The sequence below is a fragment of the Bacillus sp. CCNWLW194 genome, assembly GCF_037120585.1.
Classification (GTDB): Bacteria; Bacillota; Bacilli; order Bacillales; family Bacillaceae_G; genus Bacillus_A; species Bacillus_A basilensis.
In genome coordinates this window covers 405,713-423,949 of the sequence record NZ_JBBBBL010000003.1, presented here as the reverse complement: position 1 = coordinate 423,949, position 18,237 = coordinate 405,713, and the positions used below count along the sequence as shown (strand labels likewise).

Annotated in this window: 25 protein-coding genes, 1 pseudogene and 1 riboswitch; of the genes and pseudogenes, 15 read left to right on the top strand and 11 right to left on the bottom strand. The window is 35.0% G+C overall.

The annotated features are described in order from the left end of the window. Positions 1-180: 180 nt before the first annotated feature. The gene (thiT, locus tag V7S50_RS08755; protein ID WP_063223654.1) at positions 181-852 is read right to left on the bottom strand and encodes an energy-coupled thiamine transporter ThiT; all 672 of its coding nucleotides are present in this window, start codon (positions 850-852) and stop codon (positions 181-183) included. Positions 853-938: 86 nt separating this feature from the next. Further along, positions 939-1,040: riboswitch (TPP riboswitch) on the bottom strand. 194 nt (positions 1,041-1,234) lie between these two features. On the opposite strand from thiT, the gene V7S50_RS08750 reads away from it, so the two are divergent. The 3 genes from V7S50_RS08750 to V7S50_RS08740 are packed head-to-tail and all read left to right on the top strand — an operon-like array spanning position 1,235 to position 3,631. Next, positions 1,235-1,462, top strand: coding sequence for a FeoA family protein (locus tag V7S50_RS08750; protein ID WP_000060518.1), 228 nt, complete (start codon positions 1,235-1,237; stop codon positions 1,460-1,462). Then, complete coding sequence (gene feoB, locus V7S50_RS08745; RefSeq protein WP_242252360.1) at positions 1,459-3,447, top strand: ferrous iron transport protein B; 1,989 nt, start codon at positions 1,459-1,461, stop codon at positions 3,445-3,447. Before V7S50_RS08750 ends, feoB begins: the two co-directional genes overlap by 4 nt. A gap of 13 nt (positions 3,448-3,460) precedes the next feature. Then, positions 3,461-3,631, top strand: a complete 171-nt coding sequence (locus tag V7S50_RS08740; RefSeq protein ID WP_242252361.1) for a FeoB-associated Cys-rich membrane protein — start codon at positions 3,461-3,463, stop codon at positions 3,629-3,631. 34 nt (positions 3,632-3,665) lie between these two features. On the opposite strand, the gene V7S50_RS08735 is transcribed toward V7S50_RS08740, so the two are convergent. Continuing rightward, entirely contained in the window at positions 3,666-4,244 is a 579-nt protein-coding gene (locus V7S50_RS08735; protein WP_242252363.1) for a lipoprotein BA_5634 family protein, read from the bottom strand. Between the two features lie 402 nt (positions 4,245-4,646). On the opposite strand from V7S50_RS08735, the gene V7S50_RS08730 reads away from it, so the two are divergent. From V7S50_RS08730 to V7S50_RS08710, 5 genes are all read left to right on the top strand, one after another. Further along, positions 4,647-5,312 carry a PspA/IM30 family protein gene (locus V7S50_RS08730; RefSeq protein WP_000110279.1) on the top strand — a complete coding sequence of 222 codons (666 nt, stop codon included), beginning with the start codon at positions 4,647-4,649 and terminating at the stop codon, positions 5,310-5,312. Between the two features lie 79 nt (positions 5,313-5,391). After that, positions 5,392-5,796 carry a DUF350 domain-containing protein gene (locus V7S50_RS08725; protein WP_002067791.1) on the top strand — a complete coding sequence of 135 codons (405 nt, stop codon included), beginning with the start codon at positions 5,392-5,394 and terminating at the stop codon, positions 5,794-5,796. A gap of 21 nt (positions 5,797-5,817) precedes the next feature. Beyond that, positions 5,818-6,324, top strand: a complete 507-nt coding sequence (locus V7S50_RS08720; RefSeq protein ID WP_060632659.1) for a DUF4178 domain-containing protein — start codon at positions 5,818-5,820, stop codon at positions 6,322-6,324. A 12-nt stretch (positions 6,325-6,336) separates the two neighbouring features. After that, entirely contained in the window at positions 6,337-7,152 is an 816-nt protein-coding gene (locus V7S50_RS08715) for a DUF4247 domain-containing protein (protein WP_063223650.1), read from the top strand. A gap of 99 nt (positions 7,153-7,251) precedes the next feature. Continuing rightward, the gene (locus tag V7S50_RS08710; protein ID WP_242252364.1) at positions 7,252-7,470 is read left to right on the top strand and encodes a hypothetical protein; all 219 of its coding nucleotides are present in this window, start codon (positions 7,252-7,254) and stop codon (positions 7,468-7,470) included. Between the two features lie 110 nt (positions 7,471-7,580). Here V7S50_RS08710 and V7S50_RS08705 read toward each other — a convergent pair whose 3' ends face one another. Beyond that, on the bottom strand, positions 7,581-8,453 hold the full coding sequence (locus tag V7S50_RS08705) for a YitT family protein (RefSeq protein ID WP_000411240.1): 873 nt from the start codon (positions 8,451-8,453) through the stop codon (positions 7,581-7,583). Between the two features lie 241 nt (positions 8,454-8,694). Between V7S50_RS08705 and V7S50_RS08700 the strand changes: the two are divergent. Then, a pseudogene (locus tag V7S50_RS08700) lies at positions 8,695-9,011 on the top strand (zinc-ribbon domain-containing protein). Between the two features lie 50 nt (positions 9,012-9,061). Here the strand turns inward: V7S50_RS08700 and V7S50_RS08695 are convergent. Next, a complete protein-coding gene (locus V7S50_RS08695) occupies positions 9,062-10,096 on the bottom strand; it encodes a YdcF family protein (RefSeq protein WP_242252369.1) in 1,035 nt (344 codons plus the stop codon). A gap of 708 nt (positions 10,097-10,804) precedes the next feature. Here V7S50_RS08695 and V7S50_RS08690 point away from each other — a divergent pair. Together V7S50_RS08690 and V7S50_RS08685 are read left to right on the top strand one after the other, a co-directional pair. After that, positions 10,805-11,611: an S-layer homology domain-containing protein gene (locus tag V7S50_RS08690; RefSeq protein WP_242252370.1), complete on the top strand. Its 807-nt coding sequence runs from the start codon at positions 10,805-10,807 to the stop codon at positions 11,609-11,611. An 82-nt stretch (positions 11,612-11,693) separates the two neighbouring features. Then, the gene (locus tag V7S50_RS08685) at positions 11,694-11,927 is read left to right on the top strand and encodes a spore germination protein (protein ID WP_277930088.1); all 234 of its coding nucleotides are present in this window, start codon (positions 11,694-11,696) and stop codon (positions 11,925-11,927) included. 166 nt (positions 11,928-12,093) lie between these two features. Here the strand turns inward: V7S50_RS08685 and cydB are convergent, their stop codons facing one another. Both cydB and cydA read right to left on the bottom strand, forming a co-directional pair. Next, positions 12,094-13,122: a cytochrome d ubiquinol oxidase subunit II gene (gene cydB / locus V7S50_RS08680; RefSeq protein ID WP_063223644.1), complete on the bottom strand. Its 1,029-nt coding sequence runs from the start codon at positions 13,120-13,122 to the stop codon at positions 12,094-12,096. Beyond that, positions 13,112-14,461, bottom strand: coding sequence for a cytochrome ubiquinol oxidase subunit I (cydA, locus tag V7S50_RS08675; protein WP_063223643.1), 1,350 nt, complete (start codon positions 14,459-14,461; stop codon positions 13,112-13,114). The genes cydB and cydA overlap by 11 nt, the downstream gene beginning before the upstream one ends. Positions 14,462-14,685: 224 nt before the next feature. Here cydA and V7S50_RS08670 point away from each other — a divergent pair, with 224 nt between their 5' ends. Beyond that, positions 14,686-15,249 (top strand): beta-class carbonic anhydrase, encoded by a 564-nt coding sequence (locus V7S50_RS08670; protein WP_000838170.1) that lies wholly within the window; start codon positions 14,686-14,688, stop codon positions 15,247-15,249. Here V7S50_RS08670 and yidD read toward each other — a convergent pair. Then, a complete protein-coding gene (gene yidD, locus V7S50_RS08665) occupies positions 15,246-15,482 on the bottom strand; it encodes a membrane protein insertion efficiency factor YidD (protein ID WP_063223642.1) in 237 nt (78 codons plus the stop codon). The genes V7S50_RS08670 and yidD overlap by 4 nt on opposite strands. 128 nt (positions 15,483-15,610) lie before the next feature. Here yidD and luxS point away from each other — a divergent pair, with 128 nt between their 5' ends. Further along, on the top strand, positions 15,611-16,084 hold the full coding sequence (gene luxS, locus V7S50_RS08660; protein WP_001141371.1) for an S-ribosylhomocysteine lyase LuxS: 474 nt from the start codon (positions 15,611-15,613) through the stop codon (positions 16,082-16,084). 226 nt (positions 16,085-16,310) lie between these two features. Here luxS and V7S50_RS08655 read toward each other — a convergent pair whose 3' ends face one another. From V7S50_RS08655 to ytzI, 4 genes are read right to left on the bottom strand one after another with little or no spacing between them, the layout of a single operon-like run. Beyond that, positions 16,311-16,541, bottom strand: coding sequence for a YczI family protein (locus V7S50_RS08655; RefSeq protein WP_242252372.1), 231 nt, complete (start codon positions 16,539-16,541; stop codon positions 16,311-16,313). 23 nt (positions 16,542-16,564) lie between these two features. Continuing rightward, a complete protein-coding gene (locus tag V7S50_RS08650) occupies positions 16,565-16,795 on the bottom strand; it encodes a YczI family protein (RefSeq protein ID WP_060632651.1) in 231 nt (76 codons plus the stop codon). A gap of 44 nt (positions 16,796-16,839) precedes the next feature. Then, complete coding sequence (locus V7S50_RS08645) at positions 16,840-17,025, bottom strand: hypothetical protein (protein WP_242252631.1); 186 nt, start codon at positions 17,023-17,025, stop codon at positions 16,840-16,842. Further along, positions 17,018-17,167 carry a YtzI protein gene (gene ytzI / locus V7S50_RS08640; RefSeq protein ID WP_071710957.1) on the bottom strand — a complete coding sequence of 50 codons (150 nt, stop codon included), beginning with the start codon at positions 17,165-17,167 and terminating at the stop codon, positions 17,018-17,020. The genes V7S50_RS08645 and ytzI overlap by 8 nt, the downstream gene beginning before the upstream one ends. An 83-nt stretch (positions 17,168-17,250) precedes the next feature. On the opposite strand from ytzI, the gene V7S50_RS08635 reads away from it, so the two are divergent. Both V7S50_RS08635 and mutTA read left to right on the top strand, forming a co-directional pair. Next, a complete protein-coding gene (locus tag V7S50_RS08635) occupies positions 17,251-17,568 on the top strand; it encodes a hydrolase (RefSeq protein WP_242252373.1) in 318 nt (105 codons plus the stop codon). 84 nt (positions 17,569-17,652) lie between these two features. Continuing rightward, positions 17,653-18,132, top strand: coding sequence for an antimutator 8-oxo-(dGTP/GTP)ase (gene mutTA / locus V7S50_RS08630; RefSeq protein ID WP_000276383.1), 480 nt, complete (start codon positions 17,653-17,655; stop codon positions 18,130-18,132). The last annotated feature ends 105 nt before the right edge of the window (positions 18,133-18,237 follow it).

Genomic DNA, 18,237 nt, shown 5'->3' with positions numbered 1-18,237 from the left:
TTATTTTCATATTATCTTTACCTAATCTTTATTTTCAAGCGATATAATCGTGTTAGAAAATGAGGTTATGTAAGGAGTCGATGAACCGTGCATAGCAATTGGCTAAGTATAATGGTATTTATTTTCTTTTGTGCATTTATTGTTTTTTTAATTGATATTACGATATGAAAAAAAGAGCGCTCATGAAGCGCTCTTTTTGTTTGCATTTATTTGATAAGCATTGATGCTCTTGAATAAGCGTGGTGAAGTAAGGAATAAAAATATAAGTAAAACGGTACATAGAATGTAGGAACCAATCATTACGCTACCGTTTACGATTAATGAATAAAGCACAGCGGATTGACCTTTCGGTGCATATTGTCCCCAGAAAATAATACCAGCAATAAAGTGACAGAAGTAGCGAGCAAAGCTACCAATAAATGTAGCAACAATAATGTAACCAAGAACTTTCTTTCCTTCGTTCTGTTTTGAAGAAGGTTTGTCTTTACGGCTACCTAAATTGGATTGTTCTTCACTATTTTCATTGGTTGTTAAAAGTGCCTTTTGAATAGGACGATAGAATAAACCAGCAAATCCAATGAATGCGAAAGCAACGAAGTATTCAATGAGTACTTGAATTGGTGTGACGATAATGGCATCTCCGACTACAATTTGTAATAATCCCCAAATTAAGCCTCCTAAGAAAGCCATTTTGAAGCCCCAGCGGTATGCGATAATAAAAATAGGAATCATAGCAAATGAGATGGAACCGCCTGTTGGAAGTTTAATTGATAATGGTAAAATGTCGATGACCATGGCGAAGGCTGCAAGAATAGCAGATTCAATCATCGCTTGTAAATTGGTGTTACGCATGTTGTCTCCCCCTAAATTCAAGTTGTACAAAAAAGAATAGATATCATAGGAGGATACGAAATACGTAAATAAAAAAGAGGTATGTATTTCGGACGTTTGCACAATCCCTGCGTTAGCATTAACTAACAGGTTCTAAGGGTCGGAACGAAGTGTTCCCTCTCAGCGGTAAGGCTCCCCCTGTGATAACGAGATTCTTTATTTGCTATTGTTTATTGTAAGCGAAATGGATGAGAATGGCAAACGAATCTGTTATGACAATGATTGAAATAGAATTGTAGCAAAATGTTAATAAATATGAAGCAAAAGGGTATAGTACAAGAGAAATAGAGTGTGCTATAATTTCTCTGAAAATAATTATCATTCTCTTTTGAGGGGGAAGGTTATGAGCTTAGTAGATATTAAAATCGGTGAGAAAGTGTTAGTAAAAAGCGTTCAGTCTTTAGATCATTTACTAAAGAGAAGATTGGCGGCTTTTGGTCTTTCTGAAGGAAGCGAACTTCGCATGAAGCAGAAAGCGATGTTCAAAGGTCCTTGTACATTGGAGTGTCGTGGACAGTTAATTAGTATTCGTCATTGTGACGCGAAAATGATAAAGGTGGAATTAGCGTGAATAAGGTAGCTTTGCTAGGGAATCCAAATACAGGGAAGACATCATTATTTAATGCACTTACTGGTTCTTATGAATACGTAGGAAACTGGAGCGGTGTAACAGTAGAAAAAAAGGTTGGTAAATTAAAAGATAGACAAGGGACATTAATCGATTTACCAGGCGTATATGATTTGAACCCAGTTTCGCGTGATGAGGGTGTTGTAACAAACTTTCTACTAACAGAAGAATTTCAGCATATGTTAAATATTGTGGATTCCTCGCAATTTGAACGAAATATGCATTTAACGTTGCAGTTACTTGAATTTGGTAAGCCGGTTTCAATTGGTTTAAATATGGTTGATGTGGCGAAGCAAAGAGGAATTGTAATTGATGTAAAAAGGTTATCAGAACTATTAGGTGTAACAGTCGTTCCTGTCGTTGCAAGAAGCGGAAAAGGCTGTGAAGAACTACTTGCGACTCTTAAAGAAAATGACAAAAGTGAGAAAAAGCCATTCATTATTTCATATGGTGTACAACTGGATGAAGGAATTGGAGAAGCAATTTCTCTTTTAGAAAAAGAGAATTACGAGCATCCGAGATGGTTAGCGCTTCAATTTTTAAGTAATAACGAAGTAGTAGAAAAAGAAATGAAAGCATTACCAATTTATAAGGAGCTTATAGCCATTCGATCTCGCTTAGAGGGAAAACTTGATTGTACGTTGGAGGAGCATATTTACAAAACTCGTGAAGCGTATATTGAAAAGTTAAAAACAAATGTTATGAAGCATGAGAAAGAAGGAAAAATTCCTTTTTCGGAAAAAATTGATAGGTTAATTACACATAAAGTTTTAGGACTTCCAATCTTTTTAGCAGTTATGTTTTTTATTTTTCAGGTTACGTTTACGTGGATTGGTACACCGTTATCTGATATGTTAGATGAGTTTTTTGGTGGACAGCTTACGGATTGGGTGACGGCTGGGCTCACGAGTGTCGGAGCTTCTGATTTTATTCAAGCGCTCGTTACAGAAGGCATTATTGCCGGTGTTGGTGCTGTATTAGTATTCGTTCCACAAATCTTTGCACTATTCTTTTTCATTTCATTATTAGAAGACTCAGGATATATGGCGCGAATTGCAGTTGTTATGGATAGAATTATGGAATTCTTCGGTTTAAACGGAAAAGCGTTCATTCCGATGATTATTGGTTTTGGATGTAACGTTCCAGGTATTATGGCAGCGAGAACGATTGAACAAGAGAAAGAACGTTTACTTACAGTTCTTGTAACACCATTTATGTCTTGTTCAGCACGTTTACCTGTATATGCGTTATTTGCGGGCGTATTCTTCCCTCATAGTCAGGCAACTGTTGTGTTTTCTTTATATGTTGCAGGGATAGTCCTTGCGTTATTAGTTACAAAGATTATGTCTCTTACAATTTTAAAAGCGGAGAAGTCTATTTTCGTTATTGAACTACCGCCTTACCGCGTACCGCAAGCGAAAACGTTATGGCTAAGTACTTGGGAGAAAGGGAAAGGATTTGTTCGTAAAGCAGGTACATTTATCTTCGGTGGTTCTGTTGTCATTTGGCTATTAAATTATGCAGGTCCATCAGGATTTGGTGTTGATATGGGAGACAGTTATTTAGCGATGATTGGCGGATTTATCGCACCATTATTTGCCCCGCTCGGTTTTGGAACGTGGCAAGCTGCGGCATCTCTTTTAACAGGATTTTTAGCGAAGGAAGTTGTTGTTTCTACAATGGCAATTATTTATGCGGTGAAAGAAGATGTGCTTGGCAATGTAATGGGAGCACATTATACTGCGTTATCAGCTTATGCATTTATGTTCTTTATTTTATTATATGTTCCGTGTTTAGCGACGGTGGCTGTTATTAAACGTGAAACTGGATCAGCGAAATGGACGATTTTCTCAGTCGCTTATCCGCTCGTAGTTGCTTATGTATTAACGCTTACTATATACCAAGTTGGATCTTTACTCGGATTCTAAAAGGAGATGTATAATGATGGTCAATATTATAATTGGAGCTATCATTTTTGGTTATGCAGCATATACGTTAGTTCATTTTGTAAAGAGAAGTAAAAAGGGAAAATGCGCCGCATGTTCTTTAAATAAATCATGCGAGTCGCAAACTTGTAGTCCGGATATGGAGAAAATTGCTCATAATAAATAGAAAAAAGCTTTGCGAATTTCGCAAAGCTTTTTTATTACTTTTTAATTTTTACAAGTTGTGATGATTCTACACCATTCTTTCCAGGGAATTCTTTACTAGGGTCTTTATCGAATTTTAATACCCCAACAGATTTTTCATCACCTTTTACATTTCCGTAAGTTGCATCATCAACAATCGCGAACATATCTGCATATGCACGGCCACTTCCGATAATTGTATTGCCTTCATATTTTAATTTTGCGCCATCAATTGTAGCATTTTCTATTTTTTCTTTTGCGAATAATACACCTTGTTCTGCTGTTACAGCCGGTAATTTATCAAGTGGTTTCGTATCGTCTTTTGCATCCACTTTGCTAAGTAATTCTTTCTTCACTAGTTCTTCACCAGTTTTCTTATCCATGACAAGAACTTTTTTACCTTCTAATGTTGTCATTTTCATTTTATAGAAGTCTTTTTCTTTCACTTCTTTTTTGTTTTTATCTGTAATTTGCTGAACTTGCTCTTCTGATCCGTACAGTACAAAGCCGTTCGCTTTTTCTCCTAATAAAGAACAACCTGATAATGCTCCGAATGAAATTGCTGCTGCTAATCCGATTCCTACTAATTTTTTCATGATGATTTCTCCTTTTATATGTTTTATAGTAAATACATTTTTGTATTAGTTCTGAAATGATGAGAAGCTTGTTTGCTGCTTCTGGTATTAGTGTATAAGAAATATGGAAACGTAACTATCGAGTTAGCTTACAGTAATATTACACTTCTGTAATTTAGTGAAATCGCAAAAAAGTAAGTTAATTTTAAAGGGAGATAATGAGAATATATTAGAAATACAATATTGCATCTAGAATGTCATATTATAATGGATGTATTTTGGAAATAACATGTAAGTACATCTTTGTTTTGTTATAATAAACACATAGGCTGTAAAAATGACTATTCTTTACTGTAAAGGGAGATTTTTCAGTTTTCCAAGTAGTAAATTTGAAATATGAGGTATATCATAGGAGGAATTTGGATGTCTGTATTTAAACGATTAAGAGATTTAACAATGTCAAATGTGTATTCAATAATTGAAAAAGCGGAAGATCCAGTTAAGATGACGGATCAATATTTACGCGATATGCAAGCGGATGTACAAGAAGCTGAGAAAAGTGTAGCAGCTCAAATTGCACTTGAGAAGAAATTCAAAATATTATTTGAAGAGCAAGAAGCACTTGTGAAAAAACGTGAAGAGCAAGCTCATATGGCTGTTCAAGCAAGCAATCTTGACCTTGCGCGTCGTGCTCTTGAAGAAAAACAAAATGCAGAGCAAAAGATGAATGAGTATAAAGCAAGCTATGAGCAAAACAAAGCTGCTGCTGATAATCTTCGCCTGAAGCTAGAAGAAATGCGTAAGCAATTAACAGAGCTGAAAAATAAACGTGAAACACTTGTAGCACGTGTAAATGCGGCGAAAGCACAAAAGAATATTAATCAGGCAATGTCTGGATTTGATTCAAATTCAGCGAAAGCTGGTTTAAGCCGTATGGAAGAGAAAGCTCTTCAATTAGAGGCTGAAGCAGAAGCAAGCGGTGAAGTGTATAAAAAAGAAAAATCATTAGATGATGAATTCGCAAGCTTAAACAAAAATTCTGCTGTTGACGATGAATTAGCTCGTATTATGAAGCAGTATGAGAAATAATATAGAATAGAGACAAATGAACCGACATGTCTAAACAAATTCATGTCGGTTTTCTATTATATTTAGAGGAGGTTTTGCAATGACATGGACAAATGTATTAGCCATGCTTGTATGGACTGGAGCAAGTGCAGTACTTTTATTTGCAATTATGTGGGTTGATTCGATTTTTACAAAATACAATGATTTAAAAGAAATAAAAAATGGGAATACAGCTGTAACAACTCGTTTCGTTATGAAATTATTTGCGCAAGGATACATCCTATCTCAATCGATTACGAAAGCAAATGACTTATGGCAAGCGCTACTTGCATCAGCAGTTTCTTTCGTTATTTTGTTAGTAGTAGAAATGTTTATTGAATTTGTGTTAAGGAAAATGGCTGGTTTAGATTTAGAAGAAGGTACGAAAGAAGGCAGTGTTGCACATGCGATGTTGGCCGGATCATTACATATCGTTGGTGCACTTATTTTAGGTGCTTGTTTATAAAGAGAGAAGGAGGTGTAGGTCATGAGTTTATTTAAACGGATTAAAAATATAATGAAGAGTCCAGAGCCGCCGAAACCAGAGAAAAGTTTATTAACGTTAGCTCCTGGTGATATGATCGAAGTTTCATTAATTATGTACGAATTAACTGGAAAAACGAGTATGCATTCTCGTAAAGAAATTGTTTTAACACTGCAAGACGGGAAAGATATTCGTTATTTAAAAATTGAAGACCGTGAAAATACGTATTACAAATTATATACACCAATTGATGGTCGGTTAGATTCGATTGATGAAATTCCGACGACAATTGAAATGGATGATACAGAGTACCATATGGAAGAGCAATATAACGGACGTGTTGTTGTGATGGGGAAAACACCATTCTCTGCTTCAGAAGAACAGCATGTATGGGAATTCCAATCAGATAATCGAAAATTATTGCGTATTGAATGGCAAAATGGTCGCACAATGATGTATGAGGGAGAAGCAATTATTCCTGCTGATGTACAAATTATAAGAGCAACGTAAGGGGGCGTAATCATGTCAAACCGATTGTTTACCATGATTAAATCGTTCGTGATCCCTATACTTGCTATCGTTATATTACTTGTTGTTGCTGGATATGCCTTATCAGGTTGTCAGGGCGGACAGACAAAGTCGATTCAAGACCGTTATCCACTTGAATCTGTCGCAAAAGAAGGTAAACAAGAATCTTACGTGTATAGGGCCGCCAATCGGTCAGTTCCTGAAGTCGCAAAGGAACTCATTAATGAAAGAGAACCGAAGCAAGCATCTAAAGAAGACGAAAATCAAATGTTCCTCGTTTATTCTGATAAGATTTATAATCTGCAAAAGGATAAAGAGAAGCCATCTGATACGTTAATTGAAATAAGTAATAAAGAGTTTGTCCGTCAAAATTACCAACCATCCTTCTTGCAAGGATATATTATGGGAAGTATTTTAAACGATATATTCGGTTCACGAAAATCATCATCCGGTGATTATCGCGGATATAATGACAGACAAAATCATAAACCAGTTATTCCAGAGAGACCACCTACAAAAGAAGAAAAGAAAACCCCACCTCCAATTACGAAGGAAGGGAAAGGATCTATCATTAAGCGTGGCGATAATGTAGATTCGAAATCTTCTGTAGGAGATACTGGAAGTATTACGAAAAAAGGAAGCAGCACGCCTCCGCCTTCTACTGGAAGCAAAGGGAAAATAACGAAAACACCAGGTGGTTCGAGCGGATCAGATGTGAAGCCGAAATCATCTATTAAAACGCCGCCAAGGAATACATCTCCTCCGAAAACGAGGGTCGGTGGTTCTGGGAAAATTACGAAGAGAAGATAGTGTAGAGACCGAAAAGTGGAATTTGCTTTTCGGTCTTTTTTTTGTTGTGGAAATAAATCCCTTTTAGTTGGTGCAATTAAGACATAAGGAGGGAATAGTATGACTATGTATAAAAGATTTAGTGTAATTATGTTCCTCGTATTATTCTTGAGCTTGTTTATTAGTAGAATGGTGAAATTTCACTTTGTGGTAGGTATTCTATGGATACTATGTACATGTACCCTTTTTCTATATGTTCCGCTACGCTTTCAACATAAAGTGACGGCTTTTCAAAAGTATGTAGCGTGGATTAAACGGGGAGGAAGATGGAGCGAGTAAAAATATATCAGCGATTATTGAAATATATCGACTTACCGACAAAAACTGACAACGGTAGTATAAGAAGAGGGTGTGCCAAAATGTTAGCACACCCTCTTTATTCATAATGATTAATGAATATCACGTTTCTTGAAATTACCGCCTTTTACTTCTGCTACGTCATAAACTGTAATAAAGGCGTGTGGATCGATTTCATTAATAAGTTCTTTCATTTTACTTTCTTCTAAACGGTTAATTACACAAGAAATTTCTTTGAATTTCTCTCTTGAATAACCACCGTATACTTCGTTATATGTTGCACTTCGGCCTAAACGGTCACGAATTGTTTCTACCATTAATTCAGGCTCTTTTGTAATGATTTTAAATGCTTTCGAACCACTTAAACCAACTTCAACGATATGAATCACTTTCGAAGCAATAAAGTAAGCAATTGCCGAAAGGATAGCTCCTTGAAGGCCGAATACTGTTGATACGAAAATAAATACGAACATGTTTAAGAATAAAATAAGGTCACTCGTTCCAAATGGTAACTTACGAGAAAGTAATACAGCTAGCATATCGATTCCATCTAATGCTCCACCGTTACGTAATGCTAGTCCCATACCAAAACCGATGATAATACCACCAACAACTGTAACTAATAATGTATCGCCTTCAATAATAGCTGGTATTCCGTGCATGACAACGGTACCTATTGCTAATGAAGCAATCCCGATAATAGAATAAATTGCGAAGCTTTTACCTATTTGTTTATACCCTAACCAAACGAAAGGAATGTTAATAACTGCGATTAGAGCTCCTAATGGCAATCCAAATAATCTTGAACTAACGATACTTAAACCAGTTACACCACCGTCTGATACGTTATTTGGAATTAATACTGCTTCTAATCCGTACGCTGTGATAAATGCCCCAATAATAATCATCAAAGCTTTTGAAGCGATTTTTAGCTTATTGGGCTTGTTTTTGATAATTTTCTCCATGTAATTTCCTCGTTTCAAACTAGTTTCTTATTTGTTACGTAATTCACACCTAAATTTCATTTTAACATTTAATTTGAAAAAATTCTCCTTTAATGGATGTATGCAGGGAATATTATCACCATATTATTATTTTAAATACACCTGTAAATGATTAGTGAGCGGGCATAATTCTGATATAAAAAAGTAGAATGAACAGTATAAATATGTACAGTTAGGGCGTTCATATTAGGGAGGAGATTCTGTGAGATACTGTACGAAATGTGGGAATGAAACGAACGAGGAGAATAAGTTTTGTGGACAGTGTGGAGAGAGTCTTAATTATGAAAAAGTAATAGCCAGTCATCCAAATAGTGATATAGAGTTTTTTCATTAGTTGGCTTTATAACGGGATTGATATCTTGGTTTATTAATTTATGGGGGCTTGTTGGTACGGTAGCTATTGTATTTTCTATATTAGGTTTAAATAAAAAAGTGACGGGTACGAGTAAAGTGTTTGCTATTGTTGGAATCGTTTCAGGAATTATTAATGTCTTGTATGCGTTTATGTTAATTGTTTAACTAAAAAAATGATCCTCTTTCATGAAAGAGGATCATTTTTTTTGTAGCTATTAAGAAATAATAAAACTAATTACTGTTAGGAATAAAGCGAAGCCTAAAATAGTTCCACATATTTTCATATGGCGCTTACGTCCCATAACGACGATTGCGACATATTCGCGAATCATTGCATTAGGCCAGTAATAAAATGCAGTTTTTGATCCGATTCCTTGGCTATTAAGACCAGCTTGTCTTGCATATATACCAGCGCGGAAAAGGTGGAAATTATTCGTTGTAAAGATACTTCTATACTTACCGTCTGGTTTTAAAGAATCCATAATTTCTTTAGAGAACAACATATTTTGATATGTGTTTACAGAGCGATTTTCTTGCACTGTATGTTCAATCGGAATTCCTTTTTCAACAGCATACTTTTGCATCGCTTCTGCTTCAGGAAGACCTTCATCTGGACCTTGGCCACCAGAGAAAATGATTGTTGGTGGTGTATTCACAGCTGCTTGTTTCCAGTAAAAGTCGATTGCTTTATTAATACGACTTGCAAGTAAAGGTGGTACTTTATCATTAATTAAGCCGCTACCAAGAACGATGATGAAATCTTGATTACGCCTTGGTCTGTTGAATTGATATAGAAAATAAGCGCTTAAGAAGTTAGATAAGTGTATGAAGAAATATACGCTTATAAGAGAAATACCTGCAAAAATAGGCTCTAAATGTGATGAGACCAAACTTGCTGGATTTATAATAGGGAGTAACATAAAGAATAACATCCCTAAAGCAGCAAGGAGTGTTAAACAGTTAGTGAACCGACGTCCTTCTCGCTTCATTAAAATTCTTGCATTAAGAAATAATCCAAACATTAAGGCAATAAAACCGAAAGGAAGCATAATGAGAAGTGCTAAAATAGGTAAAATTATAATGTAGCGTAGGACATCACTACTTGCATTCACAGATATAATCACACAAAAAAGCAGGAAAAAACAGAAAAAGGCATTAAATAAAAACCCATTTATTATTTTTCGTGGATCTTTTAGATAGGAGATAAGAAAAATAATAAACAATATAAGAGGGATAATTCCGAAAGACATAAATATAGTACACCTCAATTTGTATAAGAATTTGACATATCTTTTATATTACATGATTTTATAATTAGAAATGAAAGAAAAAGGATTTTGAATTTTCTCAATAAAATATATGAATACATATGTTAAAATGTATAAAAGGCGAGATATTAAAAGTAAAATGGTTGAAGAGGCACTCTATGGGGTGTCTTTTCTTTTAGGTATGTAATTATGCATATTATATTTATTTTTAAATGAAGAAGATTAAAATATAAGTTATAGACAGACTTTATAAAGCAGAATTTAATACAAACATTTCCCTCTACTTTTTGTATCTAACAATCGTATAACAATAAATAATTCTGTTTTATAGTGTTTGTTTATGAAGGTGTCTTCTCTGAAGGCGCCTTTTTGTTGTTTAGTATAGAGTGTTTTTACTGTTTGCATAGTGGAAACTATCTATACTAAACATTAGCAATCTTCCGTATAAAGATTATCAATTTACTATATATTCCAGAAGTGTTAATCTACATATGAAAGGCTTTCTTTTTCAAAATATTACCCCTAATAAATTTTTGAAGAAGTCAACTGTCTCCAAAATTGCCATTCATGCTTAGCAAAAAAGAATCCTGCTGGATTCTTTTTTGTGTTCGACAGAATATGACAAATTATATTTAAATAATTTGTTATATTGTTAAATGGTTATTATGGAAAAGATAAGGAGACTTAAGTATGGGATTTAAAAAATTAATTTTAACAGGTGCACTTGTTGCAACTACAGCATTTACTTCAATTGGAACAGCGCAGGCAAGCGTAGGTTTTAAAGATGTTCCAAACAATCATTGGTCTTATAAAGCAATTATGGATTTAGCAAATAAAAACGTTGTTGCCGGATACGGAAATGGGATTTTTGGATTTGGTGATGATGTAACGCGTGAACAAGTTGCAGCTCTTATGTTCCGTCATTTAAAACCGGTAGTAAAAGAACAGTATAACAATCCGTATAAAGATGTTACGGATCGTTCAACTATGTTTAAAAAAGAGATTCTTGCTTTAACAGAGATGGGTGTGTTCGTTGGAGATAACACAGGGAAATTTAGACCGAAAGATTCGTTAACTCGCGAAGAAATGGCACAAATTTTGACAAGGGGATTCCAATTGCAAATAAGAGGGGATCATAATTTCCCGGATGTAGATAGAAATGGTTGGGCGAATCCTGCGATTACTGCAATTAAATCAAATTATATTACGGCTGGAACTGGTGATGGTAAATTCGCACCTAAAATGCATGTAAGTCGTGAGCAATACGTTCAGTTCTTATATAATGCAACGTTACCATTTGAAGAAAGACCAGGAGCAAAACAACCACAACCAGAAGTGAAGCCAGAAGTAAAACCAGATCCGAAACGTTTTGCTAATTGTAAAGAAGCAAACGATGCGGGATATTATGACATTACAAGAGATAGTCCATATTATGGTAAGCATTTAGACCGTGATGGCGATGGAATTGCTTGTGAGAAAAAGAAAAAAGGTAAATAAGAAAAAGCACTCAGTTTGAGTGCTTTTTCTTATGGAAACATGCTATTTTTTTAGGCGCTTTTCATAAAATGAAAGTAAGGAAATGAAAGTAGGTGACAAAATGCCGTCAATTGTGGAAGGGGTTATTATTGAAAACTGTAACGGAACGATTAATTTAGGAGATAAATATAACGTCCAGCCGATTGAAAAAACGAAAGCTTATAATGGATCGGGATCATCGAATACAGGGATTAAAGTACAAACATTTAGCGGGATTAGTACAGCAGATGTAGGGGATAGTGATGTGAATGATCAGGGAATACAATTTACTTTATAGAGAAATATGTAAAATTGCATAAAATGATGAACTTGCCCTGTGCTACAATCTAGCTGTGAGCTGTTAATGATTCTTCTGTATTATAGTTGTTAGATTTGAAATATAACATCCTATCGAAAATCATACGTATAAAAAAGACACTTCAAAAGAAGTGTCTTTTTTCATCTTAGTGATACCCTTTAGCGGAATCTTTATGAATTTTATTTTTAAAGATACTGTAGCTCCAAAGTTGATATCCAATAACAATTGGCACCATAACCATTGCAACGAAGAACATAATTTTTAAGTTTAATTGACTACCAGCTGCGTTGTATAACGTTGTACTATAAGCATCATTAATACGAGATGGTAACATTCTTGGGAACATGCCTGCAAAGCCAGTTGTCATAAACATTGCGATTGTTAAGCAAACGAATGTAAATGCAAGGCCGATTTTATGTTTATACACCATAATAAGTGCGAGTACACTCATTAACATGGCAAGTACCGGAAGAATGAATAGTACCGGATATTCTGTGAAATTGTGGAATAAGTTTGTACGATTAGCAGTAGCTACATAGAAAATAGCTAAAATGATAGCAGCTGCCATTGAAAATGGTCTTGCGATTTTATAAGCTCGATCAGATACTTCACCAGTCGTTTTAATCATAACCCAAAGGGCACCAGATACGACGAATATAGCAGTGAAGAACAGACCTCCTAAAATACCGTAATGATTTAGTAAGCTAAGTAAATTTCCTTCATAGCCATTTTTTCCGATTTGTAGTCCATAATAAAGGTTAGCGAAGGTAACTCCGAATAAGAAAGCAATTAGGAAACTACCAATTGTAAATGCCCATTTACAAGTTTTTTGCCAAATTGGTGAATCGTCTTTATGCATGAATTCCAGTCCAGCAGCACGAGCAAACAGTGCAAGTAATACTAAAAATAGTGGTGTATATAGGTAGCTAAACATATTTGCATATGTGACTGGGAAGGCAGCAAATGTTGCGCCACCAGCTGTAATTAACCACACTTCATTACCACCCCAGAACGGGCCGATTGCTTCTTGTAATTGATTTCGTTCCTGTCGGTCTTTCGCAACGAAAGGGAAAATCATTCCGTTACCAAGCGCATACCCATCAAGAATAAAGTAAACTGTCCAAATCACGCCCCATAAACCAAACCAGATGATTGCAAGCATATCATGAGACATGAGCTGCACCTCCTTCAGTAGCAGGTTCTTCTAATGCTGCTGGTCCTTTTTTTGCGAACTTCAGCATTAAATATACGTCTGCGATTAAAAGTAAAGTGTAGAACAAGATTAAACTAATTAATGAGAACCAAATTTGTGGAACAGATATAGGTGATACAGATTCTGCGGTACGCATTAGTTTATAAACTGTCCATGGTTGACGACCTACTTCGGCAACAATCCAACCAGCGTTAATTGCGATATATGGTAGTAAAACAGACCATATTGTAATTTTTAAGTAACGTTTTGAGTTTTCTAGTTTTCCTTTTCGGTTTAAATAGAAGCCATACCAAGTTAATGCCATAAAGAACATACCAAGTGCAACCATTAAGCGGAAGCTATAGTACACGAGGTTAACATTTGGACGATCTTCTTTCGGAATATCTTTTAAACCAACAATTTCGCCATCAAATGAATTTGTATAGAAGAAGCTTCCTAACTTTGGAATCGTTAGGAATTCAAAGTTCTTTTCGTTTTTTACATCAGGAATTTGAACAATCGAGAAACCTTGTCCTTTTCCAGTTTCCCAAACAGCTTCCATCGCAGCACCTTTAGCTGGTTGATATTTAGCTGCTGATACACCAGATTGATGTCCCATAAACGGTGTAATTGTTGCGGCGAATAAGCCTAACAGTAAGCCAAACTTAAATGATTTTTTGAAGAATTCAACTTCATTCTTACGTAATAAGTGATAGGCACTAATTGCCATAACGAAGAAAGCACCAACAATATAGCAACCAATTACAGTATGGAAGAACATATTCCAAGCGTATGGATTTGTAACGAGTGCCCAGAAGTCATTTAATTCAGCGCGGCCGTTACGTACGACGTAGCCAACAGGGTTTTGCATAAAGCCGTTTGCTGTAATAATCCAAAGGGCGGAAATATTTGTTCCAAGTGCAACCATCCACATACAGAAGGCACGGAACTTTGGTGAAATTTTGTCTTTACCGAATAACCATATTCCCATGAAAGTAGATTCTAAGAAGAAGGCAACGAGTGCTTCGATTGCGAGAGGTGATCCGAAAATATCTCCCATATATTTGGAGTACTCAGACCAGTTTGTTCCAAATTGGAATTCCATCGTAATCCCGGTTATAATCCCCATTACGAAATTAATTGTAAATAATTTACCCCAGAAATTTGCCATTTTGCGGTATGTTGGATTCAATGTGCGGGCGTATTGAGTTTCCATACATGCTACTAAAATAACAAGTCCGATTGTCAAAGGTACAAATAAAAAATGATAAAAAATAGTAATTGCAAATTGAAAACGACTCAGTAACAGAACGTCGGACATAATGAATATTCACTCCTTTTTTACATTATCTACAATCAGTTTATAGTGAAAATACGTTTTAAATAGGGGGGACTTGTTACAAAGGTGTGTGTATATTTTGAAAGAATTATGTCGGTTATCTGAAAATATCCTATTTTTACTATAAACCAATATCCTTTTTGAGTTTTTTAAATTTTGGTACACTATATAAGTAATGTAAATGAGAGAAAAGAGGGTTCTTTACTATGAAGTCATTAGAAGAGATTTTACAATACAATGAAAAATTCGTTGAAGAAAAAAAATACGAAGAATATGAAACGGGAAAATTCCCGAATAAAAAAATGGTAATTATCTCTTGTATGGATACACGTCTTGTTGAATTATTACCAAAAGCGATGAATATGCGTAACGGTGATGTGAAAATTATTAAAGTAGCAGGCGCTGTTATTTCACATCCGTTTGGCAGTATTATGCGTAGTATTTTAGTGGCTGTATATGAACTTGGTGCTGATGAAGTATGTGTGGTTGGTCACCACGATTGCGGTATGGCAAAAATTCAAGCAAGTAGTACGATTGAGAAGATGAAAGAGCGCGGTGTAACAGATGAGAAATTAGATACACTTCGTTATTCTGGAATCGATTTAGAAAGATTCCTACAAGGGTTCTCTAGTGTAGAAGAAAGTGTAGAACATAGCGTATCAATACTTCGCAACCATCCATTACTTCCAGAAGAAGTACCTGTTCACGGTCTTGTTATAGATCCTGATACAGGAAAATTAGATTTAGTTGTGAATGGTTACGATAATTAAGACTTTATATTGTCATCCTTTTTATCTGGGACAGGATCAAATCCTCCCGGATGGAAAGGGTGACATTTTAATATACGCTTACATGTAAGCAAAAACCCTTTAAGGGCACCATGTTTTTGAAACGCTTCTAATCCATAATGAGAGCAAGTTGGGTAAAAGCGGCACGTTGGTGGTGTCATTGGAGAAATGAACTTTTGATAAAAGTGTATAATCCCAATAAAAATCTGTTTCATAACGGTCTCCTTTTCAGCATATTCTTAAAGTATTATAGCACGACTGTACATAATACTTTACTAATGTGCATTTCCGTTATATCATATTGGATATAACGGAATTAAATTAAAAGCGGGAGAGATGTTGTATGCCATCAGTAGAAAGCTTTGAATTAGATCATACGATTGTAAAGGCACCTTATGTAAGACATTGCGGAGTTCACAATGTAGGTAGTGACGGTATTGTAAATAAATTTGATATTCGTTTTTGCCAACCGAATAAACAAGCAATGAAACCAGATGTTATTCATACGTTAGAGCATTTATTAGCATTTAATTTACGTAAATATATTGATCGTTATCCGCATTTTGATATTATCGATATTTCACCGATGGGCTGCCAAACAGGATACTATCTTGTAGTAAGCGGAACACCGACAGTTCGAGAAATCATTGATTTATTAGAACTAACATTAAAAGATGCGGTTCAAATTACAGAAATTCCAGCTGCAAATGAAACGCAATGTGGTCAAGCGAAGCTTCATGACTTAGAAGGAGCACAACGCTTAATGAACTTCTGGTTAAGCCAAGATAAAGATGAACTTGAGAAAGTATTTGGATAAAAAGGAAAACTGCCTGTGAAAGGGCAGTTTTTTTGTAGCACCATAATAAATGAAATGATATCGACGATTTTTCAAATATATCGAACGCAACTTGAAATATATCAACGATTTTTTTAATATATCGACGTTTCGACACTGGATATCGATTTACTGACAAAAATTGACAAGGGTATGAAGCGAATAAAAAGAAAAGGCCGTCTAAAATATGTATTGGACGGCCTCTTTTTTAGGAAAATATACTAGACACCCCAACATATAAAACAAAGGCAGAACCGAGAAAATAAACAAATGCTTTTGCTTTTTCCTGTTTCTTTATTTCATCAATTCCAAAAAGGATAAACATAATACTCAAAAGAATGAATACGAATGACAAAAGTATAGAGATATTTGCAAAGAGGCTAAATATAGCGAGGATGAGGGCAATCGTTGCTAGTATAATTCGAATGTTTTTAAACATATAACCTCCTTTAAATAGACTATTTATCGGAATAGTTCTGAGAAGCTAAGAAATAAAGCACCAGCACCAGCTATGAAAGCAAATATACCACTAGATTTTCTGTCTTGTTTTATTTCTCCTAGTCCTATAGTGAAAGCCATTAATCCTAAGAAAATGAACATATAAGGCGTCATTTCTCTATTACCAGTAAAATATCCGTAGATTACTATGCATAATGCAATGAGTGCAAAAGTAATCTGTAATCCTTTTAGCATATATATCCCCCCTGTTATTTTATATAGCTAATGATGAGGAAAATCTAAATAAATCCGATTCTTGAATCTTTTTTCTTTATTTGTTCAAGGGCAATGAGGAATAGTGAAGCTCCTAATAGAAATTGTGAAAGTGGTAGAAAGGTATTTTGAACTGTCGTTAAAGTAATACTAGATATGAGGATGACATTGAGTACGATTAAAATAAGTAGTATACGAAGCGTATTATGAATTCTTCTTGCTGTTTTTTGTATACGGGTTATCTTCTGGTTTATCAATAGAATGTTTATAAGCATACCCCTTATTAATCGTCATGACGGAGAGTACTAATATGACTAGGACGATGATAATACCGATAATTAATATTTTGAACATGGAATCCCTCCTTTTCTTTATTTTACATAATTTTGTAATTGATGAAAACAATAGAAATAAAAAGGATGAAAGAAGGGCGTTACATGGAACAGAAAAAAACATATTATATATCAATAGGAAACAGTCAAATTTCACAAGTGAAGACGGCGGATACGTATAATTTTGAGATTTCCGCAAGTGATGAGGAAATTACGGAGTTAAGAGAGTATTTCGATCAAGCGTATGTAGAGGATTTAGGTTCATTTGTACGCTCCCACGTTCCATTTGTTGAGTATCATCACGATTCTAATAATGACCGATATGATGAACAACTACAAAAAGCATATAAAATGATTTACGATTTGGGAAATCATGAGACGAAAGAATTAGTCGCGCAAATGGGAATAATCAATGGATTATAATTGGATAATATTATGCAGAAAAGCGAGAATATGCTACAATTTGTGGTAGGAAAAACTTGTAACCATCAATAGGGGAGTAATGGCATGTACAAATTTAAAGATTATTACCACAACACTGTACAATTATCGTTTGAACGTTATCCATTTTCTCCTGAGCCAAAGCATGTTTGGGTTGTATGCCGGTACGGGGATCAATGGTTATTAACACATCATTTACGTCGCGGTCTTGAATTTCCAGGTGGTAAAGTAGAACTAGGGGAAACACCGGAAGAAGCGGCAGTTCGAGAAGTTCATGAAGAAACTGGCGGCATAGTTTCTGATTTAACTTACTTAGGACAATATAAAGTATCTGGAAAAGACAAAATAATCATTAAAAACATTTATTTTGCAACAATTAGTGCGGTAGAAGCACATACGCATTACGAAGAAACGAAAGGATCTGTTTTATTAACAGACATTCCTGACAACATTAAAACGGATAGAAAATTTAGCTTTATAATGCGCGACGATGTATTGGCGCGTACGATGAAACATATAGAAGAAATCGGCTGTTTTACGAAGTAAAGTGGCCGGTTTCTTTTTTTGTGTGTGAAATGTAAATATATCTTTACATTATTTTGGGTATATTATACAATTTTGTAAATATATATTTACATTTTAGGAGGGGAA